At 65.9% G+C, this 18,668-nt stretch carries 17 protein-coding genes and 1 pseudogene; 8 read left to right on the top strand and 10 right to left on the bottom strand.

Annotated features, from left to right (window positions below; genetic code table 11):
* Positions 1 to 348 precede the first annotated feature (348 nt).
* A complete protein-coding gene (glmS, locus tag RCF13_RS17485; RefSeq protein WP_134968208.1) occupies positions 349 to 2,187 on the bottom strand; it encodes a glutamine--fructose-6-phosphate transaminase (isomerizing) in 1,839 nt (612 codons plus the stop codon).
* Between the two features lie 203 nt (positions 2,188 to 2,390).
* Between glmS and RCF13_RS17480 the strand changes: the two genes are divergently transcribed.
* The 7 genes and pseudogenes from RCF13_RS17480 to RCF13_RS17450 all read left to right on the top strand — a co-directional run.
* Positions 2,391 to 3,668, top strand: coding sequence for an efflux RND transporter periplasmic adaptor subunit (locus tag RCF13_RS17480; protein WP_134968207.1), 1,278 nt, complete (start codon positions 2,391 to 2,393; stop codon positions 3,666 to 3,668).
* Between the two features lie 28 nt (positions 3,669 to 3,696).
* On the top strand, positions 3,697 to 4,422 hold the full coding sequence (locus RCF13_RS17475) for an ABC transporter ATP-binding protein (RefSeq protein ID WP_014038558.1): 726 nt from the start codon (positions 3,697 to 3,699) through the stop codon (positions 4,420 to 4,422).
* A gap of 10 nt (positions 4,423 to 4,432) precedes the next feature.
* Positions 4,433 to 5,731, top strand: a complete 1,299-nt coding sequence (locus RCF13_RS17470; protein WP_049435876.1) for an ABC transporter permease — start codon at positions 4,433 to 4,435, stop codon at positions 5,729 to 5,731.
* Positions 5,732 to 5,751: 20 nt separating this feature from the next.
* A complete protein-coding gene (locus RCF13_RS17465) occupies positions 5,752 to 6,969 on the top strand; it encodes an FtsX-like permease family protein (RefSeq protein WP_231352301.1) in 1,218 nt (405 codons plus the stop codon).
* Between the two features lies 1 nt (position 6,970).
* Entirely contained in the window at positions 6,971 to 7,357 is a 387-nt protein-coding gene (locus RCF13_RS17460) for a PDZ domain-containing protein (RefSeq protein ID WP_134968206.1), read from the top strand.
* Positions 7,358 to 7,480: 123 nt separating this feature from the next.
* Entirely contained in the window at positions 7,481 to 8,827 is a 1,347-nt protein-coding gene (locus RCF13_RS17455) for a sigma-54 dependent transcriptional regulator (RefSeq protein WP_061479882.1), read from the top strand.
* Positions 8,752 to 10,176, top strand: a pseudogene (locus RCF13_RS17450) (HAMP domain-containing sensor histidine kinase); the annotation flags it as partial. The gene RCF13_RS17455 and the pseudogene RCF13_RS17450, both read left to right, overlap by 76 nt.
* A gap of 56 nt (positions 10,177 to 10,232) precedes the next feature.
* Here the strand turns inward: RCF13_RS17450 and RCF13_RS17445 are convergent.
* Both RCF13_RS17445 and glmU read right to left on the bottom strand, forming a co-directional pair.
* Positions 10,233 to 10,766, bottom strand: coding sequence for a GNAT family N-acetyltransferase (locus RCF13_RS17445; protein WP_134968205.1), 534 nt, complete (start codon positions 10,764 to 10,766; stop codon positions 10,233 to 10,235).
* A complete protein-coding gene (gene glmU / locus RCF13_RS17440; RefSeq protein ID WP_134968204.1) occupies positions 10,735 to 12,102 on the bottom strand; it encodes a bifunctional UDP-N-acetylglucosamine diphosphorylase/glucosamine-1-phosphate N-acetyltransferase GlmU in 1,368 nt (455 codons plus the stop codon). The genes RCF13_RS17445 and glmU overlap by 32 nt, the downstream gene beginning before the upstream one ends.
* Before the next feature lie 83 nt (positions 12,103 to 12,185).
* Between glmU and RCF13_RS17435 the strand changes: the two genes are divergently transcribed.
* On the top strand, positions 12,186 to 12,569 hold the full coding sequence (locus tag RCF13_RS17435; RefSeq protein WP_134968203.1) for a GtrA family protein: 384 nt from the start codon (positions 12,186 to 12,188) through the stop codon (positions 12,567 to 12,569).
* Between the two features lie 84 nt (positions 12,570 to 12,653).
* Here RCF13_RS17435 and RCF13_RS17430 read toward each other — a convergent pair whose 3' ends face one another.
* From RCF13_RS17430 to atpE, 7 genes are all read right to left on the bottom strand, one after another.
* Complete coding sequence (locus RCF13_RS17430; protein WP_005419509.1) at positions 12,654 to 13,076, bottom strand: F0F1 ATP synthase subunit epsilon; 423 nt, start codon at positions 13,074 to 13,076, stop codon at positions 12,654 to 12,656.
* Between the two features lie 113 nt (positions 13,077 to 13,189).
* A complete protein-coding gene (atpD, locus tag RCF13_RS17425; RefSeq protein ID WP_005419510.1) occupies positions 13,190 to 14,596 on the bottom strand; it encodes a F0F1 ATP synthase subunit beta in 1,407 nt (468 codons plus the stop codon).
* 37 nt (positions 14,597 to 14,633) lie between these two features.
* A complete protein-coding gene (atpG, locus tag RCF13_RS17420; protein WP_005411129.1) occupies positions 14,634 to 15,497 on the bottom strand; it encodes a F0F1 ATP synthase subunit gamma in 864 nt (287 codons plus the stop codon).
* A 97-nt stretch (positions 15,498 to 15,594) separates the two neighbouring features.
* On the bottom strand, positions 15,595 to 17,142 hold the full coding sequence (gene atpA, locus RCF13_RS17415; protein ID WP_005419511.1) for a F0F1 ATP synthase subunit alpha: 1,548 nt from the start codon (positions 17,140 to 17,142) through the stop codon (positions 15,595 to 15,597).
* A gap of 44 nt (positions 17,143 to 17,186) precedes the next feature.
* Entirely contained in the window at positions 17,187 to 17,714 is a 528-nt protein-coding gene (locus RCF13_RS17410; protein ID WP_005411131.1) for a F0F1 ATP synthase subunit delta, read from the bottom strand.
* A 2-nt stretch (positions 17,715 to 17,716) separates the two neighbouring features.
* Positions 17,717 to 18,187, bottom strand: coding sequence for a F0F1 ATP synthase subunit B (locus RCF13_RS17405; RefSeq protein WP_005419512.1), 471 nt, complete (start codon positions 18,185 to 18,187; stop codon positions 17,717 to 17,719).
* 106 nt (positions 18,188 to 18,293) lie between these two features.
* On the bottom strand, positions 18,294 to 18,599 hold the full coding sequence (gene atpE / locus RCF13_RS17400; RefSeq protein WP_005411133.1) for a F0F1 ATP synthase subunit C: 306 nt from the start codon (positions 18,597 to 18,599) through the stop codon (positions 18,294 to 18,296).
* Positions 18,600 to 18,668: the final 69 nt, after the last annotated feature.

Below are 18,668 nucleotides of genomic sequence, written 5' to 3'. Positions count from 1 at the left end.
CGCCTCAATACGAGGGCATTCACATGCCCCAGATTGCCCCTAACTACCCGTCCGAAATCACAGAAACTTCCGTGAGCCGCACGACCCGTTCTCTCTTCTCGCACTGCAACTTCTGACTCCACTTCCGGTAGATCGAGTACACAAGCGCCGGATAGAAGGGCTTGCCCCGAGGACTCAACTGTCCCGACGAGTTCAGCTCGTCCGCGATCCGGGCAAACTCCAAGCCCCCTTGGTCACGGAGCCGCTGGACTTGCTCCGCGAGCGCCCGATGCCCCTCAGAGTGGCTAGGCTGCCACAGCTGAGGGGTGGTCACTATGACCGTATAGTTCAGGCTACCCCCGTTGGAAACTATTCCACCGTCACGCTCTTGGCCAGGTTGCGCGGCTTGTCCACGTCGGTGCCGCGCGCCAGCGCGGTGTGGTAGGCCAGCAGCTGCACCGGGATGGTGTGCACGATCGGGCTGAGCACGCCCGCATGACGCGGCGTGCGGATCACATGTACGCCTTCGGACTCATTGAAGTTGCTGTCCTGGTCGGCGAACACGAACAGCTCGCCACCACGCGCACGCACTTCCTGCATGTTCGACTTCACCTTCTCCAGCAGGCTGTCGTTCGGCGCGATCACCACCACCGGCATGTCCTCGTCCACCAGCGCCAGCGGACCATGCTTCAGCTCACCGGCCGGGTAGGCCTCGGCGTGGATGTAGGAGATTTCCTTGAGCTTGAGCGCGCCCTCCAGCGCGATCGGGTAATGCAGGCCGCGGCCCAGGAACAATGCGCTGCTCTTGCGCGCGAAACGCTCGGCCCAGGCGGCGATCTGTGGCTCCATGTTCAGGGCGTGCTGCACGCTGCCCGGCAGGAAGCGCAGCTGTTCCAGGTAGTCCGCTTCCTGCGCCGCGTCGATGCGGCCATGCAGCTTGCCCAGCACCACGGTCAGCTGGAACAGTGCGGCCAGCTGGGTGGTGAAGGCCTTGGTCGAGGCCACGCCGATCTCGGCACCGGCGCGGGTGTAGCAGACCAGTTCGCTGGCACGCGGAATCGCACTTTCCGGCACGTTGCAGATCGACAGCGTGTGCTGGTGGCCCAACGATTTGGCGTACTTCAGCGCTTCCATCGTATCCAGCGTTTCGCCGGACTGCGAGATGGTCACGATCAGATGCTTGGGGTTCGCGTAGGCCGCGCGATAGCGGTACTCGCTGGCAATCTCCACGCTGCACGGCAGGCCGGCGATGGCCTCGATCCAGTAGCGCGCGGTCAGGCCGGCGTAGTAGCTGGTGCCGCAGGCGATGATCTGCACGCCTTCGATGCCCGACAGCACCGCCTCGGCGTTCTTGCCGAACAGCTCGGCCGGGAAGCCACCGGCGTCGATCGCCGCTTCGATGGTGTCGCCCAGCGCACGCGGCTGTTCGTGGATTTCCTTCTGCATGAAATGGCGGTACGGACCCAGCTCCAGCGAGGCCAGCGACACGTCGGACAGGTGCACATCGCGCTCGACCGGCTGGTCATGCTCGTCGAAGATGCGCACGCCATCGCGACGGATCTCGGCGGTGTCGCCCTCTTCCAGGAAGATCACCTTGCGGGTGGCCGAGATCACCGCCGAGACGTCGGAGGCGACGAAATTCTCGCCCTCGCCCAGGCCGACCAGCAGCGGGCAGCCCATGCGCGCGCAGACGAAGCGCTCCGGCTCGGCGCGGCTGACCACGGCCAGCGCATAGGCACCGGTCAGTTCCTTCACCGTGTGCTGCAGTGCCACCAGCAGATCGTCGCCATCCTTCAGATGATGATGGATCAGGTGCGCGATGACTTCGGTATCGGTCTGCGATTCAAACGTGTAGCCCAGCGCGCGCAGCTTCTCGCGCTGCTCTTCGTGGTTCTCGATGATGCCGTTGTGCACCAGGGCCACACCGTGGCTGATGTGCGGATGTGCATTGGCCTCGGTGACACCGCCGTGGGTGGCCCAGCGGGTGTGGCCGATGCCCAGCACCGCATTGAAGCCCTCGGCCTCGGCCGCCATGGCCATTTCCGACACGCGGCCGGTACGACGCACCCGGCGGACTTCCGGACGCTCGCTCTGGTCGATCACGGCGATGCCCGAGGAATCGTAGCCACGGTATTCAAGGCGCTTCAGACCCTCGATCAGTACCGGTACTACGTCGCGATCGGCGATCGCACCCACGATTCCACACATGTCACGCGTTTCCTTGAAGACGATTGCCGCATTCTAGCCTGCGTGTCCGGCTTCCCCCTCCTGTCCGCTTAATGAAAGTGTCCGGAAAGGTGTCCGCGGACACCCGGACACTTCCCCGAAACTCCCAACCCATTGACCTGAAAGGAAATAAAGTTGGCACGCTACGTGCTTGGTACTGGCTACCACCGTCAGGCACGCACCCGATGATCCGCGACACTTCCGCACAGGACCAGATCGTTTCCTCCGCCCCGGCCGGCACCACCCGCGCAAGCTGGCACCGCTACCGCTGGCCGGCACTGGGCGCCATCGTGCTACTCGCCGGCATCGGCTGGGCCGTGCACGCCTGGTCCAACGCCAGTCGCTCCTTCGACAGCAGCCGCGTGCGCATCGCCGAGGTGAAGCGGGGCGACCTGGTCCGTGACATCGCTGCCGACGGCCGCGTGATCGCCGCCAACAGCCCGATCCTGTACGCGATCTCGGCCGGTACCGTGGACCTGAAGGTCGTCGCCGGTGACGTGGTCAAGAAGGGCCAGGAGCTTGCGATCATCGACAGCCCGGAACTGCGCAGCAAGCTGGCCCAGGAACAGGCAACGCTGGCCGGCCTGGAAGCCGAGGCCAGCCGCGCCGCGCTGGACGCGACCCTGGCCCGTGCCAAGTCACGCAAGGAAACCGACCAGGCCACCATCGAGCGGCAGGCCGCCGACCGTGACCTGCAGCGCTACCAGCGCGGCTACGACGGCGGCGCGGTACCGCAGATCGACCTGGCCAAGGCCAAGGATTCGCTGAAGAAAGCCGACATCGCCCTGGCCAATGCCACCACCGATGCGCGCCTGCAGAGCCAGGGCGCCGACCTGGATGCCCGCAACAAGCGCCTGCTGGCCGACCGCCAGAAAGCGGTGGTGGCCGAAGTGCAGCGCCAGGTCGATGCGCTGACCCTGCGCGCGCCCTTCGATGGCCAGGTCGGCCAGGTGCAGGCCGTGCAGTCCACCAACCTGGCCGCCAACGCGCCGGTGCTGGGCGTAGTCGACCTGTCCAAGTTCGAGGTCGAGATCAAGGTGCCGGAGAGCTTCGCCCGCGACCTGGCGATCGGCATGCCCGCCCAGCTGACCGGTGGCAACGGCCAGCCGTTCCCGGGCGAGATCAGCGCGGTGTCGCCGGAAGTGGTCAATGGCGAGGTCAATGCCCGCGTGCGCTTCGCCAGCGCGCAGCCGGAAGGCCTGCGCCAGAGCCAGCGGATGTCGGTACGCGTGCTGCTCGATACCCGCAAGAACGTGCTGAAGGTCGAGCGCGGTCCGTTTGTCGAACAGGGCAACGGCGTGGCCTACGTGATGGATGGCCGCACCGCCGTGCGCCGCCCGGTGGAACTGGGCGTCAGCAGCCTGGGCGAAGTGGAAATCAAGTCGGGTGTGCAACCGGGCGACCGCATCGTGGTCTCCGGCAGCGACCTGTTCAAGGACGCCGAACGCGTCTCCGTCAACTGATACCTGAATCCTGGAGAGAGGACACCCCATGTACATGCTCGAAATGCGTTCGGTCGCCAAGGTCTTCCGCACCGAACAGGTGGAAACCCACGCGTTGCGCTCACTGGAACTGCAGGTCAAGGAAGGCGAGTTCGTCGCGGTCACCGGCCCGTCAGGCTCCGGCAAGACCACCTTCCTCAACATCGCCGGCCTGCTGGAAACCTTCACCAGCGGTACCTACATGCTGGACGGGCAGGATGTGAGCACGCTGGGCGATGACGCCCGCAGCCGCCTGCGCAACCAGAAGATCGGCTTCATCTTCCAGGGCTTCAACCTGATCCCCGACCTGAACCTGTTCGACAATGTCGACGTGCCGCTGCGCTACCGCAAGATGAGCGCCAATGAGCGCCGCGAACGCATCGAGAAGGCGCTGACCCAGGTCGGCCTCGGCTCGCGCATGAAGCACTACCCGAACGAGCTGTCCGGCGGCCAGCAGCAGCGCGCGGCGATCGCACGTGCCCTGGCAGGCAGCCCGCGCCTGCTGCTGGCCGACGAACCGACCGGCAACCTGGACACGCAGATGGCCCGCGGCGTGATGGAGCTGCTGGAGGAGATCAACGCTGCCGGCACCACCATCGTGATGGTCACCCACGATCCGGAACTGGCCGCGCGCGCGCAGCGCAACGTGCATATCGTCGATGGCCAGGTGACCGACCTGGTGCGCGAGCCGGTGCTGGCCACGCCGCCGCGCCACATCGTCGCCGTCAACGAGTGAGGGCCCCACCATGTTCGCCTACTACGCCCGACTGGCGGTGCGCAGCTTCCGCCGCAACAAGGTCCTGACCGCGCTGATGGTGGTTGCCATCGCGCTCGGCATCGGCGCCTCGATGACCACCCTGACCGTGTTCCACGTGCTGTCCGGTGACCCGATTCCCGGCAAGAGCGACCGCCTGTTCTACGTCCAGCTCGACGCCGCGACCGGCGCCTACGTCGCCGGCGAGGAACCGGAAACCCAGCTGACCCGCTTCGACGGTGAAGCCCTGCTGCGCGAAGCCAAGGGCGAGCGCCAGGCGCTGATGAGCGGCGGCGGCGGCACCATCGAACCGGACAACAGCACCCTCAAGCCCTTCAGCATCGACACCCGCTGGACCTCGGCCGACTTCTTTCCGATGTTCGAGGTGCCCATGCAGTACGGCCGCCCTTGGACGCGCGAGGACGATGAAGGCCGTGCGCGCGTGGTGGTCATCTCCAAGGCGCTCAATGACAAGCTGTACCAGGGCGCCAACAGCGTGGGCCGCGACCTGCGCATGGAAGGCCAGAGCTACCGCATCGTCGGCGTGATGAAGGAATGGAGCCCGGAGCCGCACTTCTACGACCTGACCACTGGCAGCTACGGCAAGAACGAAGACCTGCTGCTGCCGATCTCCACCTCCTTCGACCTGAAGCTGGGCAACAACGGCAACATGAACTGCTTCGGCGAGAATCCGGACGGCAACAGCTACTCGCTCAACGCACCGTGCGCGTGGCTGCAGTACTGGGTGGAGATGGACCCGGCCAAGGCTGGCGACTACCGTCGTTACCTGGAGAACTACTCGACCCAGCAGCGCGAGGCCGGCCGCTTCAAGCATCCGCCGAACGTGCGCCTGCGCACCGTGATGGAATGGCTGGACTTCAACGGCGCGGTGCCCAGCGACGTGCGCCTGCAGCTGTGGCTGGCGTTGGGCTTCCTGGGTGTCTGCCTGGTCAACACGGTGGGCCTGCTGCTGGCCAAGTTCCTGCGTCGCAGCGGTGAGATCGGTGTGCGCCGCGCGCTCGGTGCCAGCCGCGGCCAGATCTTCCTGCAATGCCTGGTGGAAGCAGGTGCGGTCGGCGTGGTCGGTGGCGTGCTGGGTATCGGCCTGGCCCTGCTCGGCCTGTTCGCGGTGCGCCAGCAACCGGTGGAGTACGCAAAGCTGGCCCACCTGGACGGCAACATGCTGCTGCTTGCGCTGGGCTTGACCCTGTTCGCCAGCCTTGCCGCCGGTTTCCTGCCTGCCTGGCGCGCCATGCAGGTCACTCCGGCCATCCAGCTCAAGTCGCAGTAAGCACCCGAACGAGGACTCCCATGGACATCCGCCCCATCATCAGCACGCTGCGCCGGCACAAGACTGCCGCTGCCCTGATCGTGCTGGAAGTCGCACTGACCTGCGCCATCGTCTGCAACGCGCTGTTCCTGGTCAGCCAGCGCGTGGAGAAGATCAGCATGCCCAGCGGCATCGCCGAGAACGAACTGGTGATGCTCCGCGTCAGCGGCATCGGCAAGCAGACCGATGCCATGGCCCGCACCCGCGAGGACCTGGCATCGCTGCGCGCAATTCCTGGCGTCAGCAACGTCACCATCATCAACCAGGTTCCCTTCCGCAACGGCTCGTCCAGCAGCAGCATCTCGCGCGAGGTCGACCAGGAACGGCCGACCACCAACGCCTCGATGTACACCCTGTCCGAGAACGGGCTGGCCACGATGGGCATCAACCTGATCGCAGGCCGCGATTTCCTGCCCGACGAATACCAGAACTTCGAAGACGCCAGCAAGGGCGGCGCCAAGGAAAAGGCGATTCCGGTGATCTTCACCCAGGCCACCGCCGCCAAGATGGAACCCAGCGGCAGTGCGCTGGGCAAGACCTACTACATGGGCAAGCAGCCGCTGCATGTGGTCGGCATCGTCGACACGCTCAGCACACCCAATGGCTGGAATGACAACTGGACCAACTCGATGCTGCTGCCCATGCGGCGCACCTTCGATGAAGGTGGCACCTATGTGCTGCGCACTTCGCCAGAGCGCCGCCAGGAGGTCCTCGATGCCGGTGCCGCCGCGCTGGAACGCAACGATCCCAACCGGCTGATGCGCGACAAGCTGACCTATGAAGACCAGCGCAAGGACTTCTTCAAGAACGACCGCGCGATGGTCGGCCTGCTGATCACCGTCAGCATCTCGCTGCTGGTGGTCACTGCGCTGGGCATCATCGGCCTGGCCAGCTTCTGGGTGCAGCAGCGCAGCAAGCAGATCGGCATCCGCCGCGCACTCGGTGCCACCCGCGGGCAGATCCTGCGCTACTTCCAGACCGAGAACTTCCTGCTGGCCTCGCTGGGGATCGTGCTGGGCATGCTGGCAGCCTACGCGATCAATCTGGCACTGATGAACCTGTACGAGCTGCCGCGCATGCCGCTGTACTACCTGCCGCTGGGTGCGCTGCTGCTGTGGGTGCTGGGCCAGATCGCGGTGTTCGGGCCGGCCCGGCGCGCGGCAGCGGTCCCACCCGCAGTTGCCACGCGGGGCGCGTAAGATGCGTGCCTGCCGGGTGCTGTTGATGGCACTGCTGCCACTGCCGGCGCTGGCCGGCGGTGGCAGCTCGCAGACGCTGGAATGGCGCCAGGATGATGCCCGCCTGGCGCTGCGCTCGACCGAGGGCCAGGTACGGGTGGAAGCCGCGCGTCCGGAAGCCCGCTTCGGCGTGCGCAGCGGCGACCGCATCCTGCGCCTGGACGATACGGCTGTGCGGCGGATCGAGCATCTTGCCGATGCGCTGCGGCATTCCAGTGCCCCGACTGCGTACCTGTTGCTGCGCCGCGACAAACGCGAGCTCACCGTCCCGGTGGACGCCGCCTCATGGCGGCTGGCGCTGGTCGCTCCGCCACCGCCGGCACCACCGCCTCCACCAGCGCGGCGCTGAAACCAGCCCGCCCTCGTCGCCACGGCTTTGGCTATGCTTGATGGGTGGCGCCGGGCTCTCCCGGCGTATGGATACGAACACGGCTCCATCGGCGCCGCCCATCCCTTTCTGCAGAACTGCTTGATGCCTTCGATCCTGATCATCGACGACAACGCCAGCGTGGGCACCGCGCTGGACGTGCTGTTCTCCCTGCATGACATCGACACCCTGCAGGCGCAGAGCCCGGCCGAAGGGCTGGCCCTGCTCGAGTCGCAGCCGGTCGACCTGGTGATCCAGGACATGAATTTCAGCGAGGACACCACCTCCGGCGAAGAAGGCGAAGACCTGTTCGCACAGATCCGCGCGCGCCACCCGGACCTGCCGGTGATCCTGCTCACCGCCTGGACCCACCTGAGCAGTGCGGTGGACCTGGTCAAGGCCGGCGCCGCCGACTACCTGGCCAAGCCCTGGGACGACCGCAAGCTGCTGACCACGGTCAACAACCTGCTCGAGCTGTCCGAGGCGCGGCGCGAGCTGGACCGCCGCCGCAGCCGTGAGCTGCGCCAGCGCAATGCGCTGGAAGAAAAGTACGAGCTGTGTGGTGCGGTCTTCGCCGATCCGGCCAGCGAGCGCATCATCGCGCTGGCCTGCCAGGTCGCGCGCTCCGAACTGCCGGTGCTGATCACCGGCCCCAACGGGGCTGGCAAGGAGAAGATCGCGCAGATCATCCAGGCCAATTCACTGGTGGCCAAGGGCCCGTTCATCACGGTCAACTGCGGCGCCCTGCCCTCGGAACTGATCGAGGCCGAACTGTTCGGTGCCGAGGCCGGCGCATATACCGGCGCCAACAAGGCACGCGAGGGCAAGTTCGAAGCCGCCGACGGCGGAACGCTGTTCCTGGACGAGATCGGCAACCTGTCGCTGGGCGGCCAGATGAAGCTCCTGCGCGTGCTGGAAACCGGCCGCTTCGAGCGCCTGGGCTCCAACCGCGAGCGCCAGGTCAAAGTCCGCGTGGTCAGCGCGACCAATGCCGACCTGCCGGCGATGATCCGCGACGGCACCTTCCGCGAAGACCTGTACTACCGCCTCAATACGGTGGAACTGGTACTGCCACCATTGGCCGAGCGCCCGGGCGACATCGTGCCCCTGGCCGAGCGCTTCCTGACCGCCGGCAAGCCACTTTCCAGCGCCGCCACCGCGGCCCTGCAACGGCACCCCTGGCCCGGCAACGTGCGCGAACTGCGCAACGTGATCCAGCGGGCCGAGCTGCTGGCGACCGGCAACCGCATCGAAGTGGCCGACCTGAACCTGCCGCGTGCCGCACCTGCGCCGCGACCGGCAGCCAGTGCCGGCACTGATCCTGACCGTGCGCGCATCGAGGATGTGCTGGCGCGCAACCACGGCGTCATCGCCCAGGCCGCCGCCGAACTCGGCCTGAGCCGCCAGGCACTGTACCGGCGCATGGACCGGCACGGCATCCCACGCGAATGAAACGGCGCTCGTTCACCTTCCGCCTGTTCCTGCGCCTGCTGCCGGTGCTGGCGCTGGCCGCCGCGTTGCCGTGGCTGCTGGCCTACTGGATGGACCACGGCTGGGTGGTGACCACGGTGTCGGCGCTGATCCTGCTGTCGCTGATGTGGTGGACCCTGCGCCGTGCCACCGCGCCGGTACGTTCATTGATGCGCGCCTTGGCCGGCACCACCAGCAGCTACCGCGACGGTGAGTACAACTTCGGTGTGTACTGGCCGGGCAACGACGAACTGGGTGACCTGGTGCAGGCGCACCGCGAACTGGGCGACGTGCTGCGCGAGCAGCGGCAGGGCCTGGTGCAGCGCGAACTGCTGCTGGACACCATGGTGCAGAACACCCCGGTGGCGATGTTGCTGATTGCTTCCGGCGGCGATGGCATCGCCCGCGTGGTGTTCTCCAACCTGGCCGCGCGCAAGCTGCTGCATGGCGGCTGGAAGCTGGAAGGCCAGCGCCTGGAAGAGGTGCTGGAACAGGTGCCGGTGGAGCTGCGCGATGCCATCGCCCGTGGCGGCGACAGCCTGTTCGCGGTGCATGCGGAAGGCGAAGACGGCGATGAGGACGACGAACAGGTCTATCACCTCTCACGCCGATCTTTCCAGCTCAACGGCCGCCCGCACGACCTGCTGCTGGTACGCCTGCTCACCGCCGAACTGCGCCGCCAGGAAGTGCAGACGTGGAAGAAGGTGATCCGGGTGATCAGCCACGAGCTCAACAACTCACTGGCACCGATCGCCTCGCTGGCCCACTCCGGTGGCGTGCTGGTGCAGCGCGAGCGCTTCGATCGGCTGCCGGAGATCTTCACCACCATCGAAGACCGCGCGCGCCACCTGGAAGGATTCATCCGTGGCTATGCGCGCTTCGCCAAGCTGCCGCAACCGCAACTGCAGACCGTGCACTGGGCGCCCTTCCTGTCCAGCCTGCGCCAGCAGATTCCGTTCAGCATGGAACGTGAACCGGAGGAGGAACTGAGCAGCCGGATCGACATCGCGCAGTTCGGGCAGGCGCTGTTGAACCTGCTGAAGAACGCGCATGAAGCCTGTGCCGAAGCCGATCCGCCCAATGATGACGTGCAGGTGCAGCTGACGCGGTTGCCGCAATGGCTGCGCCTGGATGTGCTGGACCGTGGCAAGGGCATGAACGAGCAGGTGCTGCAGAACGCACTGATGCCGTTCTATTCGACCAAGCGCAACGGTACCGGGTTGGGACTGGCACTGACCCGCGAGATCGTGGAGGCGCACGGTGGGCGGGTGTCGCTGCAGAACCGCGGTGATGGCGGGCTGTGCGTGTCGATCCTGTTGCCGGTGGGGTGAGCGGGCCGATCGGGTAGATCCACGCCATGCGTGGATGTGCCGACCAGGGTCGGCACCTACCAGACCCGCCGCATCGCCACCCGCAGGTGCATCGGAAACCCGAGCGCAGCCTCTTCGGCCATGACGGCGCGCAGGCCATCATTCCACTCCGCCTCCGGCACTTCAACGAATCCTTCGCTGGCATAGAAGGCTGCATTCCACGGCACATCGCTCAAGGTGGTCAGCACCGCTGCAGCAAAGCCGGTGGCCCTGGCCTGCGCCAAGGCATGCCGCAGCAATGCACGGCCATGGCCACGACGCGCGTGCGCTGGATCCACATCCATCTGCAGGACATGGAACTCGCCTGCCAGGTCGCCGGCCAGCAGGTAGCCGGCAATGCCGCCGCCGGCGCCATCCACCACCCAGAGCTGTCCACGCTCACGACCTTCCTGCAGCGTCGGCAGGTCCAGGCCGTGGCCGGCAAACACCGGATAGGCCTCGTGGCCCCTCAGCAGTTCACCGGCACGCTGTTCGATCGCCGGCAGCACACCCAGCTCATCGGTGCGCGGCACCCGTGGCTCAGGACTTCTTGACCGGGCGCTTCCAGCCATCGATGGTTTCCTGTCGTGCACGTGCCAGCGTCAGCTTGCCGTCCGGTGCGGTGCGGGTGATGACCGACCCGGCAGCGATGGTCGCGCCCTCGCCGATGGTGATCGGCGCCACCAGCGAGCTGTTGGAGCCGATGAAAGCGTTGTCGCCGATGGTGGTGGTCGACTTGTTCACGCCATCGTAGTTGCACGTGATGGTGCCGGCACCGATGTTCACCCTGCTGCCGATCACCGCGTCACCCAGGTAGGTGAGATGGTTCGCCTTGCTGCCGACGCCGAGGGTGACCTTCTTGGTTTCGACGAAGTTGCCGACGTGTACGCCATCGGCCAGCACGGTACCCGGCCGCAAGCGTGCGAACGGGCCGACCTGCGCGGCACCGTCGGTGACCACGCCTTCCAGGTCGCAATGCGCGCGCACTTCGGTGCCGGGCCCCAGGTTGACGTCCTTCAGCCGGTTGAACGGGCCTACGGTAACGCCGTCACCGAGCACGACGTTGCCTTCAAGAACAACGTCGACATCGATCAGCACGTCGCTGCCCACGGTGACGGTGCCACGGATATCCAGGCGTGCCGGGTCGCGCACGCGCGCGCCCTGAGCGCACAGCGCACGCACCGCACGGCGCTGCCAGGCGCGTTCCAGCTGCGACAGCTGCCACGGATCATTCGCGCCCTCAGCCTCCTGTGCATCGGCGACCAGGGCCATCTCGGCCGGGGTGTACTCATGCGCGGCAAACGCGAACACATCGGTAAGGTAGTACTCGCCCTGCGCATTGCTGTTGGACAGCTGCGACAACCAGCGGCGCAGCGCGGTCGACTCTGCGGCGATGATGCCGGTGTTGATCGTGCGCACGCGCAGCTGGTCGTCGGTGGCGTCCTTCTGCTCGACGATGGCGCCCACCTTGCCCTCTGCATCGCGCAGCACCCGGCCGTAACCGCTCGGGTCATCGACATCGGCCACCAGCACTGCCAGCCGGCCCGGCTGCGCCAGCAGGTCGCGCAGGGTCTGCGCGCGGATCAGCGGCACATCGCCGTACAACACCAGCACCTGCGCAGCGTCGGGAACCTGCGGCATTGCCTGCGTTACTGCGTGGCCGGTACCGAGCTGCTGGGCCTGTTCGGCCCACTGCAGGTCGGGCTGGCCGGCGAAGTACTGACGCACCGCCTCGCCACCATGGCCGTAAACCACGTGGATGGCCGCCGGCTGCAGCTCGCGGGCCGTATCGATCACGTGCGCCAGCATCGGCTGGCCGGCGATCGGCTGCAGCACCTTCGGCAGCACCGACTTCATGCGCTTGCCGGCGCCGGCGGCGAGGATGATGACGTGCAGGGCTTGGGTCATGGGAGCAGCAGTCCGTAGTTCGTTGCCGGTGATTCTAGAGCGTGGGCCGTTAACATGGGCATCCCTCCTCCTTCATCATGCCGATGAGCCTGCTCCGCCAGGGAAGCACCTACCTCGTGATCGGGCTCGTGCAGCTGCTGGTCGATTGGCTGGTGTTCGTGGTCGCCACCGCGCTGGGCATGCCGGTTGCGCCGGCCAACATCGCCGGTCGCCTGGCCGGCATGCTGCTGGGCTTCTGGCTCAACGGCCGCTACACCTTTGCCGAGGCCGGCACCCGCAAGCTGGGATGGAAGCGCTTTGCACGCTTCTTCGGGCTGTGGCTGCTGCTGACGGCAGCGAGCACGCTGCTGGTCAGCCTGGTCGACCAGGCGCTGGGCCTGCAGTACACGTGGCTGGCCAAGCCGCTGGTGGAAGGCGGGCTGGCGTGCGTGTCGTTCCTGTTGATGCGCCATGTGGTGTATCGCTGATACCACCGACACACGCCCCGGCGCTGCCAGCAGAAACAAAAACGCCGGCACAGGGCCGGCGTTCTCGTGGGTGCAGCGCGAACCTCAGTGCTTGAGATTCTTGCGCAGGCGTTCCAGTGCCTGCAGCTGGACGACGGCTTCAGCCAGCTTCTGCTGGGCTTCGGCCACTTCCATCGCTTCGCCGCGGTTGGCCAGGATGCGCTCGGCTTCTTCCTTGGCCTTGCGGACCGAGGCTTCGTCGATGTCCTGCGCGCGGATCGCGGTGTCGGCCAGCACGGTCACCACCTGCGGCTGCACTTCCAGGATGCCGCCGGAAATGGCGAAATCCAGCTGCTCGCCGTTCGGCGTGGTCACCACCACCTTGCCCGGCTTCAGGCGGGTGATCAGCGGCGCGTGCTTGGGCGCGATGCCCAGTTCGCCCAGCTCACCGGTGGCCACGACCAGGGTCGCTTCGCCACGGAAGATTTCCTGCTCGGCGCTGACGATGTCGCAACGGATCGTGCTCATGCAAATCTCTTCGCTGTTCGCGGCGGCGCAATGCCACCGTGGGGGTCCACCGGCGCGGGCGGTTGCCCGGCGCCGGCGTCAGGTCGGCCAGGATCGCTCCTGCCCGTCCCGGATCAGGCCTTCTCGGCCATCTTCTTGGCCTTCTCGACCGCTTCTTCGATGCCGCCGACCATGTAGAACGCCTGCTCCGGCAGGTGGTCGTACTCGCCATCGACGATGGCCTTGAAGCCACGGATGGTGTCCTTCAGCGGCACGTACTTGCCCGGCGAACCGGTGAACACTTCGGCCACGTGGAACGGCTGGCTGAAGAAGCGCTCGATCTTGCGGGCGCGCGACACGGCCTGCTTGTCCTCTTCGGACAGTTCGTCCATGCCCAGGATCGCGATGATGTCCTTCAGTTCCTTGTACTTCTGCAGGGTCTGCTGGACGCGCTGGGCGGTGTCGTAGTGCTCGTGGCCGATGACCAGCGGGTCCATCTGGCGGCTGGTGGAGTCCAGCGGATCGACGGCCGGGTAGATACCCAGCGAGGCGATCGAACGCGACAGGGTGACGGTCGAGTCCAGGTGGGCGAAGGTGGTCGCCGGCGACGGGTCGGTCAGGTCGTCCGCGGGAACGTAGACGGCCTGGATCGAGGTGATCGAGCCGTTCTTGGTCGAGGTGATGCGCTCCTGCAGGACGCCCATTTCCTCGGCCAGGGTCGGCTGGTAACCCACTGCGGACGGCATACGGCCCAGCAGTGCCGACACTTCGGTACCGGCCAGGGTGTAGCGGTAGATGTTGTCGACGAACAACAGGACGTCCTTGCCCTTGCCGTTTTCGTCCTTCTCGTCGCGGAAGTACTCGGCCATGGTCAGGCCGGTCAGCGCGACGCGCAGGCGGTTGCCCGGCGGCTCGTTCATCTGGCCGTACACCATCGCCACCTTGTCCAGGACGTTGGAGTCCTTCATTTCGTGGTAGAAGTCGTTGCCCTCACGGGTACGCTCACCCACGCCGGCGAACACGGACAGGCCGCTGTGCGCCTTGGCGATGTTGTTGATCAGCTCCATCATGTTGACGGTCTTGCCGACGCCGGCGCCGCCGAACAGGCCGACCTTGCCGCCCTTGGCGAACGGGCACATCAGGTCGATGACCTTGATGCCGGTTTCCAGCAGCTCGGTGGCCGGGGACTGGTCTTCATACGACGGCGCAGCGCGGTGGATTTCCCAGTTGTCGCTGGCAGCGACCGGGCCGGCTTCGTCGATCGGACGGCCCAGCACGTCCATGATGCGGCCCAGGGTGCCGGCGCCGACCGGCACCGAAATGCCGCGGCCGGTGTTGACGGCAACCAGGTTGCGCTTCAGGCCGTCGGTGGAACCGAGGGCGATGGTACGCACCACGCCGTCGCCCAGCTGCTGCTGGACTTCGAGGGTGATCTCGGTGTTTTCGACCTTCAGTGCGTCGTACACCTTCGGCACCGATTCACGCGGGAATTCGACGTCGACGACCGCGCCGATGATCTGAACGATCTTGCCCTGACTCATTGCTGCATCCTCTAATGTGTGCTTTGAACGAACGCGGTCAGACTGCTGCCGCGCCGCCGACGATTTCGGAGATTTCCTGGGTGATCGCTGCCTGGCGCGCCTTGTTGTAGACGAGCTGCAGGGTGCCGATCAGCTTGTTGGCGTTGTCGCTCGCCGCCTTCATCGCAACCATGCGTGCGGCATGCTCGGAGGCGACGTTTTCCAGCAGTGCCTGGTACACCAGCGACTCGATGTAACGCGTCATCACGTGCTCCAGCACGGTCGCGGCATCGGGTTCGTACAGGTAGTCCCAGTCGTGGTGAGCGACCTGCTTCTCGGCCGGCGGCAGCGGCAGCAGCTGATCGAAGCTGGCCTTCTGCACCATGGTGTTCACGAAGCGGTTGTAGACCAGGTACACGCGGTCGATCTTGCCTTCGGTGAAGGCGTCGAGCATGACCTTGATCACACCGATCAGCGATTCCAGCTTCGGCACGTCGCCGATGTGGGTCACGCTGCCGACCATGTTGACCTTCACGCGGCGGAAGAAGGTCGATGCCTTCTGGCCGATGGTCACCAGGTCCACTTCGGCACCCTTGTCCTGCCATGCCTTGGCTTCGCCCAGCATCTTGCGGAACAGGTTGTTGTTCAGGCCGCCGGCCAGACCGCGATCGGAGGAGATCACGATGAAACCGACCCGCTTTACCTGCTCACGCTCGACCAGGAACGGATGCTGGTAGTCGGTGCTGGCCTGGGCCAGGTGACCGATCACCTGCTTCATCGCCTGCGCGTACGGACGCGAGGTCTTCATCCGATCCTGCGCCTTGCGGATCTTGGAGGCCGAGACCATTTCCAGGGCGCGCGTCACCTTGCGGGTGTTCTGCACGCTCTTGATCTTGGTTTTGATTTCGCGTCCGCTTGCCATCTCTTGTTTCCCGTGGCGCGGGGCTGATGCCCCGCGTTGTTCAACCGTTTGTCATCTGGTCCAGCGGAGCCGCTGGCTCCGCTCTACAGGACCGCGATTACCAGCTGCCGGTGGTCTTGAACTCGGCGATGCCCTTCTTGAAGGCACCTTCGATGTCGTTGTCCCAACCGCCGGTAGCGTTGACCTTGCTGATCAGCTCGCCCTGGGTATTGGCGAAGTGGGCGTGCAGGCCTTCTTCGAACGCCAGCAGCTTGTTGACCGGCACGTCGTCGAGGTACCCCTCGTTGACGGCGTAGATCGACAGCGCCTGGTTGGCGATCGACATCGGCGCGTACTGCTTCTGCTTCATCAGCTCGGTGACGCGCTGGCCACGCTCCAGCTGCTTGCGGGTCGCTTCGTCCAGGTCCGAGGCGAACTGCGCGAAGGCAGCCAGTTCACGGTACTGGGCCAGCGAGATACGGATGCCGCCCGACAGCTTCTTGATGATCTTGGTCTGGGCCGAGCCACCGACGCGCGACACCGAGATACCGGCGTTCACGGCCGGGCGGATGCCGGCGTTGAACAGGTCGGTTTCCAGGAAGATCTGGCCGTCGGTGATCGAGATCACGTTGGTCGGAACGAACGCGGACACGTCGCCAGCCTGGGTTTCGATGATCGGCAGCGCGGTCAGCGAACCGGTCTTGCCGGTGACCTTGCCTTCGGTGAACTTCTCGACATATTCCTCGGACACGCGGGCAGCGCGTTCCAGCAGGCGAGAGTGCAGGTAGAACACGTCACCCGGGTAGGCTTCGCGGCCCGGCGGGCGCTTCAGCAGCAGCGAGATCTGGCGGTAGGCGACAGCCTGCTTGGACAGATCGTCGTACACGATCAGCGCGTCTTCGCCGCGGTCCATGAAGTACTCACCCATGGTGCAGCCCGAGTAGGCGCTGATGTACTGCATGGCAGCCGATTCGGAAGCGGTCGCGGCCACCACGATGGTGTGGGCCAGCGCGCCGTTCTCTTCCAGCTTGCGCACGATGTTGGCGATGGTCGAAGCCTTCTGGCCGATCGCAACGTACACGCACTTGATGCCGGTGCCCTTCTGGTTGATCACCGCATCGATCGCCATGGCGGTCTTGCCGGTCTGGCGGTCACCGATGATCAGCTCGCGCTGGCCACGGCCGATCGGGATCATCGAGTCGACCGACTTGTAACCGGTCTGCACCGGCTGGTCGACCGACTTGCGCCAGATCACGCCCGGAGCAACGCGCTCCACCGGAGCGGTCAGGTCGGTGCCCAGCGGGCCCTTGCCGTCGATCGGCTCGCCCAGCGCGTTCACGACGCGACCCAGCAGTTCCGGACCGACCGGCACTTCCAGGATGCGGCCGGTGGTCTTGGCGACATCGCCTTCGCGCAGGTGCTCGTAGTCACCCAGGACCACGGCGCCGACCGAGTCGCGCTCCAGGTTCAGGGCCAGTGCGAAGGTGTTGTTCGGCAGTTCGATCATTTCGCCCTGCATCACGTCGGCCAGACCGAAGATGCGCACGATGCCGTCGGACACGCTGGTCACGGTGCCTTCGTTGCGCGATTCCGCGGCCAGCTTGACCTTCTCGATGCGGTTCTTGATCAGTTCGCTGATTTCGGAGGGGTTGAGCGTGGTTGCCATCGTCAAGTCCTAGTGCCGGCAGCGGGGCCGGACGTTAAATGAATTCAGTTAGCGAGCGCGGTCTGCAGACGGGCCAGCTTGCCCTTCAGCGAACCATCGATGACCACGTCGCCGGCGTCGATCACGGCGCCGCCGATCAGCGAGGCATCGACCGCGGTGGTCACGTCGACCTCGCGGTTGAAGCGCTTGCGCAGCGCGACCTTGATCGCGTCCAGTTCACCGGCCGACAGTTCGGCAGCCGAGGTGACGGTGGCCTTGACCACGTGCTCGGCTTCGGCGCGCAGGGCGTCGAACATGCCGGAGATTTCCGGCAGCAGCGGCAGGCGATGCGATTCGGCCAGGATGGCCAGGAAGCGCGAGTAGGTCTCGCCGTGGGACACCGGCGCCAGCAGGGCGACGGCGTCGTCACGACCCAGCTCCGGGTTGGCGAGCAGGGCCGCCACGCGCGGATCGGCGGCGACGTGGGCGGAGAACGCCAGGGCGTCCGACCACGGCGCGAACGCGCCTTCGTCGCGCGCGGTCGCGAACGCGGCGCGGGCGTACGGGCGGGCAAGCGTGAGGGCCTGGCTCATCCTTAGATCTCCGAGGCCAGCTCGTCGAGCAGCGCCTTGTGGGCGTTGGCGTCGATTTCGCGCTTGAGCAGCTTTTCGGCACCGGTCACGGCCAGCGCGGACACCTGCTTGCGCAGATCTTCACGGGCACGGTTGGCGGCGGCGTCGATTTCAGCCTGGGCCAGTTCCTTCTGACGGGTGGCTTCGGTGATCGCTTCGTTGCGGGCAGCATCAACGATCTGGTTGGCACGCGCATGGGCCTGATCGATGATCTCGTTGGCCTTGGTGCGGGCTTCCTTCAGCGCTTCGTTGACCTTCTCCTGCGCCTGGGCCAGATCTTTCTGGCTGCGGTCGGCAGCAGCGAGGCCTTCAGCAATCTTCTGCTGGCGCTCTTCGATCGCGTTCATCAGCGGCGGCCAGATCTTGGTCGCGATGATCCAGATCAGACCAGCGAAGGCCAGCGCCTGCGCAAGAAGGGTGAAATTGATATTCATGGTTAGCTCGATCGCTGGTTTCGGGGTGGACGCGCCGCCGAAGCGGCACATCCGGCCTTCATCCGAAACCGGGTGCATCAGCACCCGGTCGTCTCAAACCGCTGTATCAGCCGGCCAGAGCCTTGGTGACGGCGCCAGCGAAGGCAGCCGACAGCGGGTTGGCGAAGGCCAGCAGCAGGCCAACGGCGACCGAGATGATGAACGCGGCGTCGATCAGGCCGGCGGTGATGAACATGCGGACCTGCAGGACCGGGATCAGTTCCGGCTGGCGGGCGGCCGACTCCAGGAACTTACCAGCCATGATGGCCAGACCCAGACCGGCGCCCAGCGCGGCCAGGCCGATCATGATGCCGACGGCAAGGGCGGTGGAGCTCTGAATCTGCGCGAAGTTGGTCAGGACGGCGAAGTACATGGTTATCTCCAGGAACTTAAGTTGCTAAGGGTGATGAAACGGATGAAGGTTGAAACGCGTTGAAGCTTG

The organism is Stenotrophomonas maltophilia group sp. RNC7, from assembly GCF_030910085.1.
GTDB lineage: Bacteria > Pseudomonadota > Gammaproteobacteria > Xanthomonadales > Xanthomonadaceae > Stenotrophomonas > Stenotrophomonas sepilia.
The sequence above is the reverse complement of the archived record's forward strand: the minus strand, read 5'-3'. Positions and strand labels throughout refer to the sequence as shown.

What these genes read in the sequence shown, in the direction of transcription:
- glmS (WP_134968208.1), bottom strand. Translation starts at nt 2,187, where the DNA reads ATGTGTGGAATCGTGGGTGCGATCGCCGATCGCGACGTAGTACCGGTA.
- RCF13_RS17480 (WP_134968207.1), top strand. Translation starts at nt 2,391, where the DNA reads ATGATCCGCGACACTTCCGCACAGGACCAGATCGTTTCCTCCGCCCCG.
- RCF13_RS17475 (WP_014038558.1), top strand. Translation starts at nt 3,697, where the DNA reads ATGTACATGCTCGAAATGCGTTCGGTCGCCAAGGTCTTCCGCACCGAA.
- RCF13_RS17470 (WP_049435876.1), top strand. Translation starts at nt 4,433, where the DNA reads ATGTTCGCCTACTACGCCCGACTGGCGGTGCGCAGCTTCCGCCGCAAC.
- RCF13_RS17465 (WP_231352301.1), top strand. Translation starts at nt 5,752, where the DNA reads ATGGACATCCGCCCCATCATCAGCACGCTGCGCCGGCACAAGACTGCC.
- RCF13_RS17460 (WP_134968206.1), top strand. Translation starts at nt 6,971, where the DNA reads ATGCGTGCCTGCCGGGTGCTGTTGATGGCACTGCTGCCACTGCCGGCG.
- RCF13_RS17455 (WP_061479882.1), top strand. Translation starts at nt 7,481, where the DNA reads ATGCCTTCGATCCTGATCATCGACGACAACGCCAGCGTGGGCACCGCG.
- RCF13_RS17445 (WP_134968205.1), bottom strand. Translation starts at nt 10,766, where the DNA reads ATGGCTGGAAGCGCCCGGTCAAGAAGTCCTGAGCCACGGGTGCCGCGC.
- glmU (WP_134968204.1), bottom strand. Translation starts at nt 12,102, where the DNA reads ATGACCCAAGCCCTGCACGTCATCATCCTCGCCGCCGGCGCCGGCAAG.
- RCF13_RS17435 (WP_134968203.1), top strand. Translation starts at nt 12,186, where the DNA reads ATGAGCCTGCTCCGCCAGGGAAGCACCTACCTCGTGATCGGGCTCGTG.
- RCF13_RS17430 (WP_005419509.1), bottom strand. Translation starts at nt 13,076, where the DNA reads ATGAGCACGATCCGTTGCGACATCGTCAGCGCCGAGCAGGAAATCTTC.
- atpD (WP_005419510.1), bottom strand. Translation starts at nt 14,596, where the DNA reads ATGAGTCAGGGCAAGATCGTTCAGATCATCGGCGCGGTCGTCGACGTC.
- atpG (WP_005411129.1), bottom strand. Translation starts at nt 15,497, where the DNA reads ATGGCAAGCGGACGCGAAATCAAAACCAAGATCAAGAGCGTGCAGAAC.
- atpA (WP_005419511.1), bottom strand. Translation starts at nt 17,142, where the DNA reads ATGGCAACCACGCTCAACCCCTCCGAAATCAGCGAACTGATCAAGAAC.
- RCF13_RS17410 (WP_005411131.1), bottom strand. Translation starts at nt 17,714, where the DNA reads ATGAGCCAGGCCCTCACGCTTGCCCGCCCGTACGCCCGCGCCGCGTTC.
- RCF13_RS17405 (WP_005419512.1), bottom strand. Translation starts at nt 18,187, where the DNA reads ATGAATATCAATTTCACCCTTCTTGCGCAGGCGCTGGCCTTCGCTGGT.
- atpE (WP_005411133.1), bottom strand. Translation starts at nt 18,599, where the DNA reads ATGTACTTCGCCGTCCTGACCAACTTCGCGCAGATTCAGAGCTCCACC.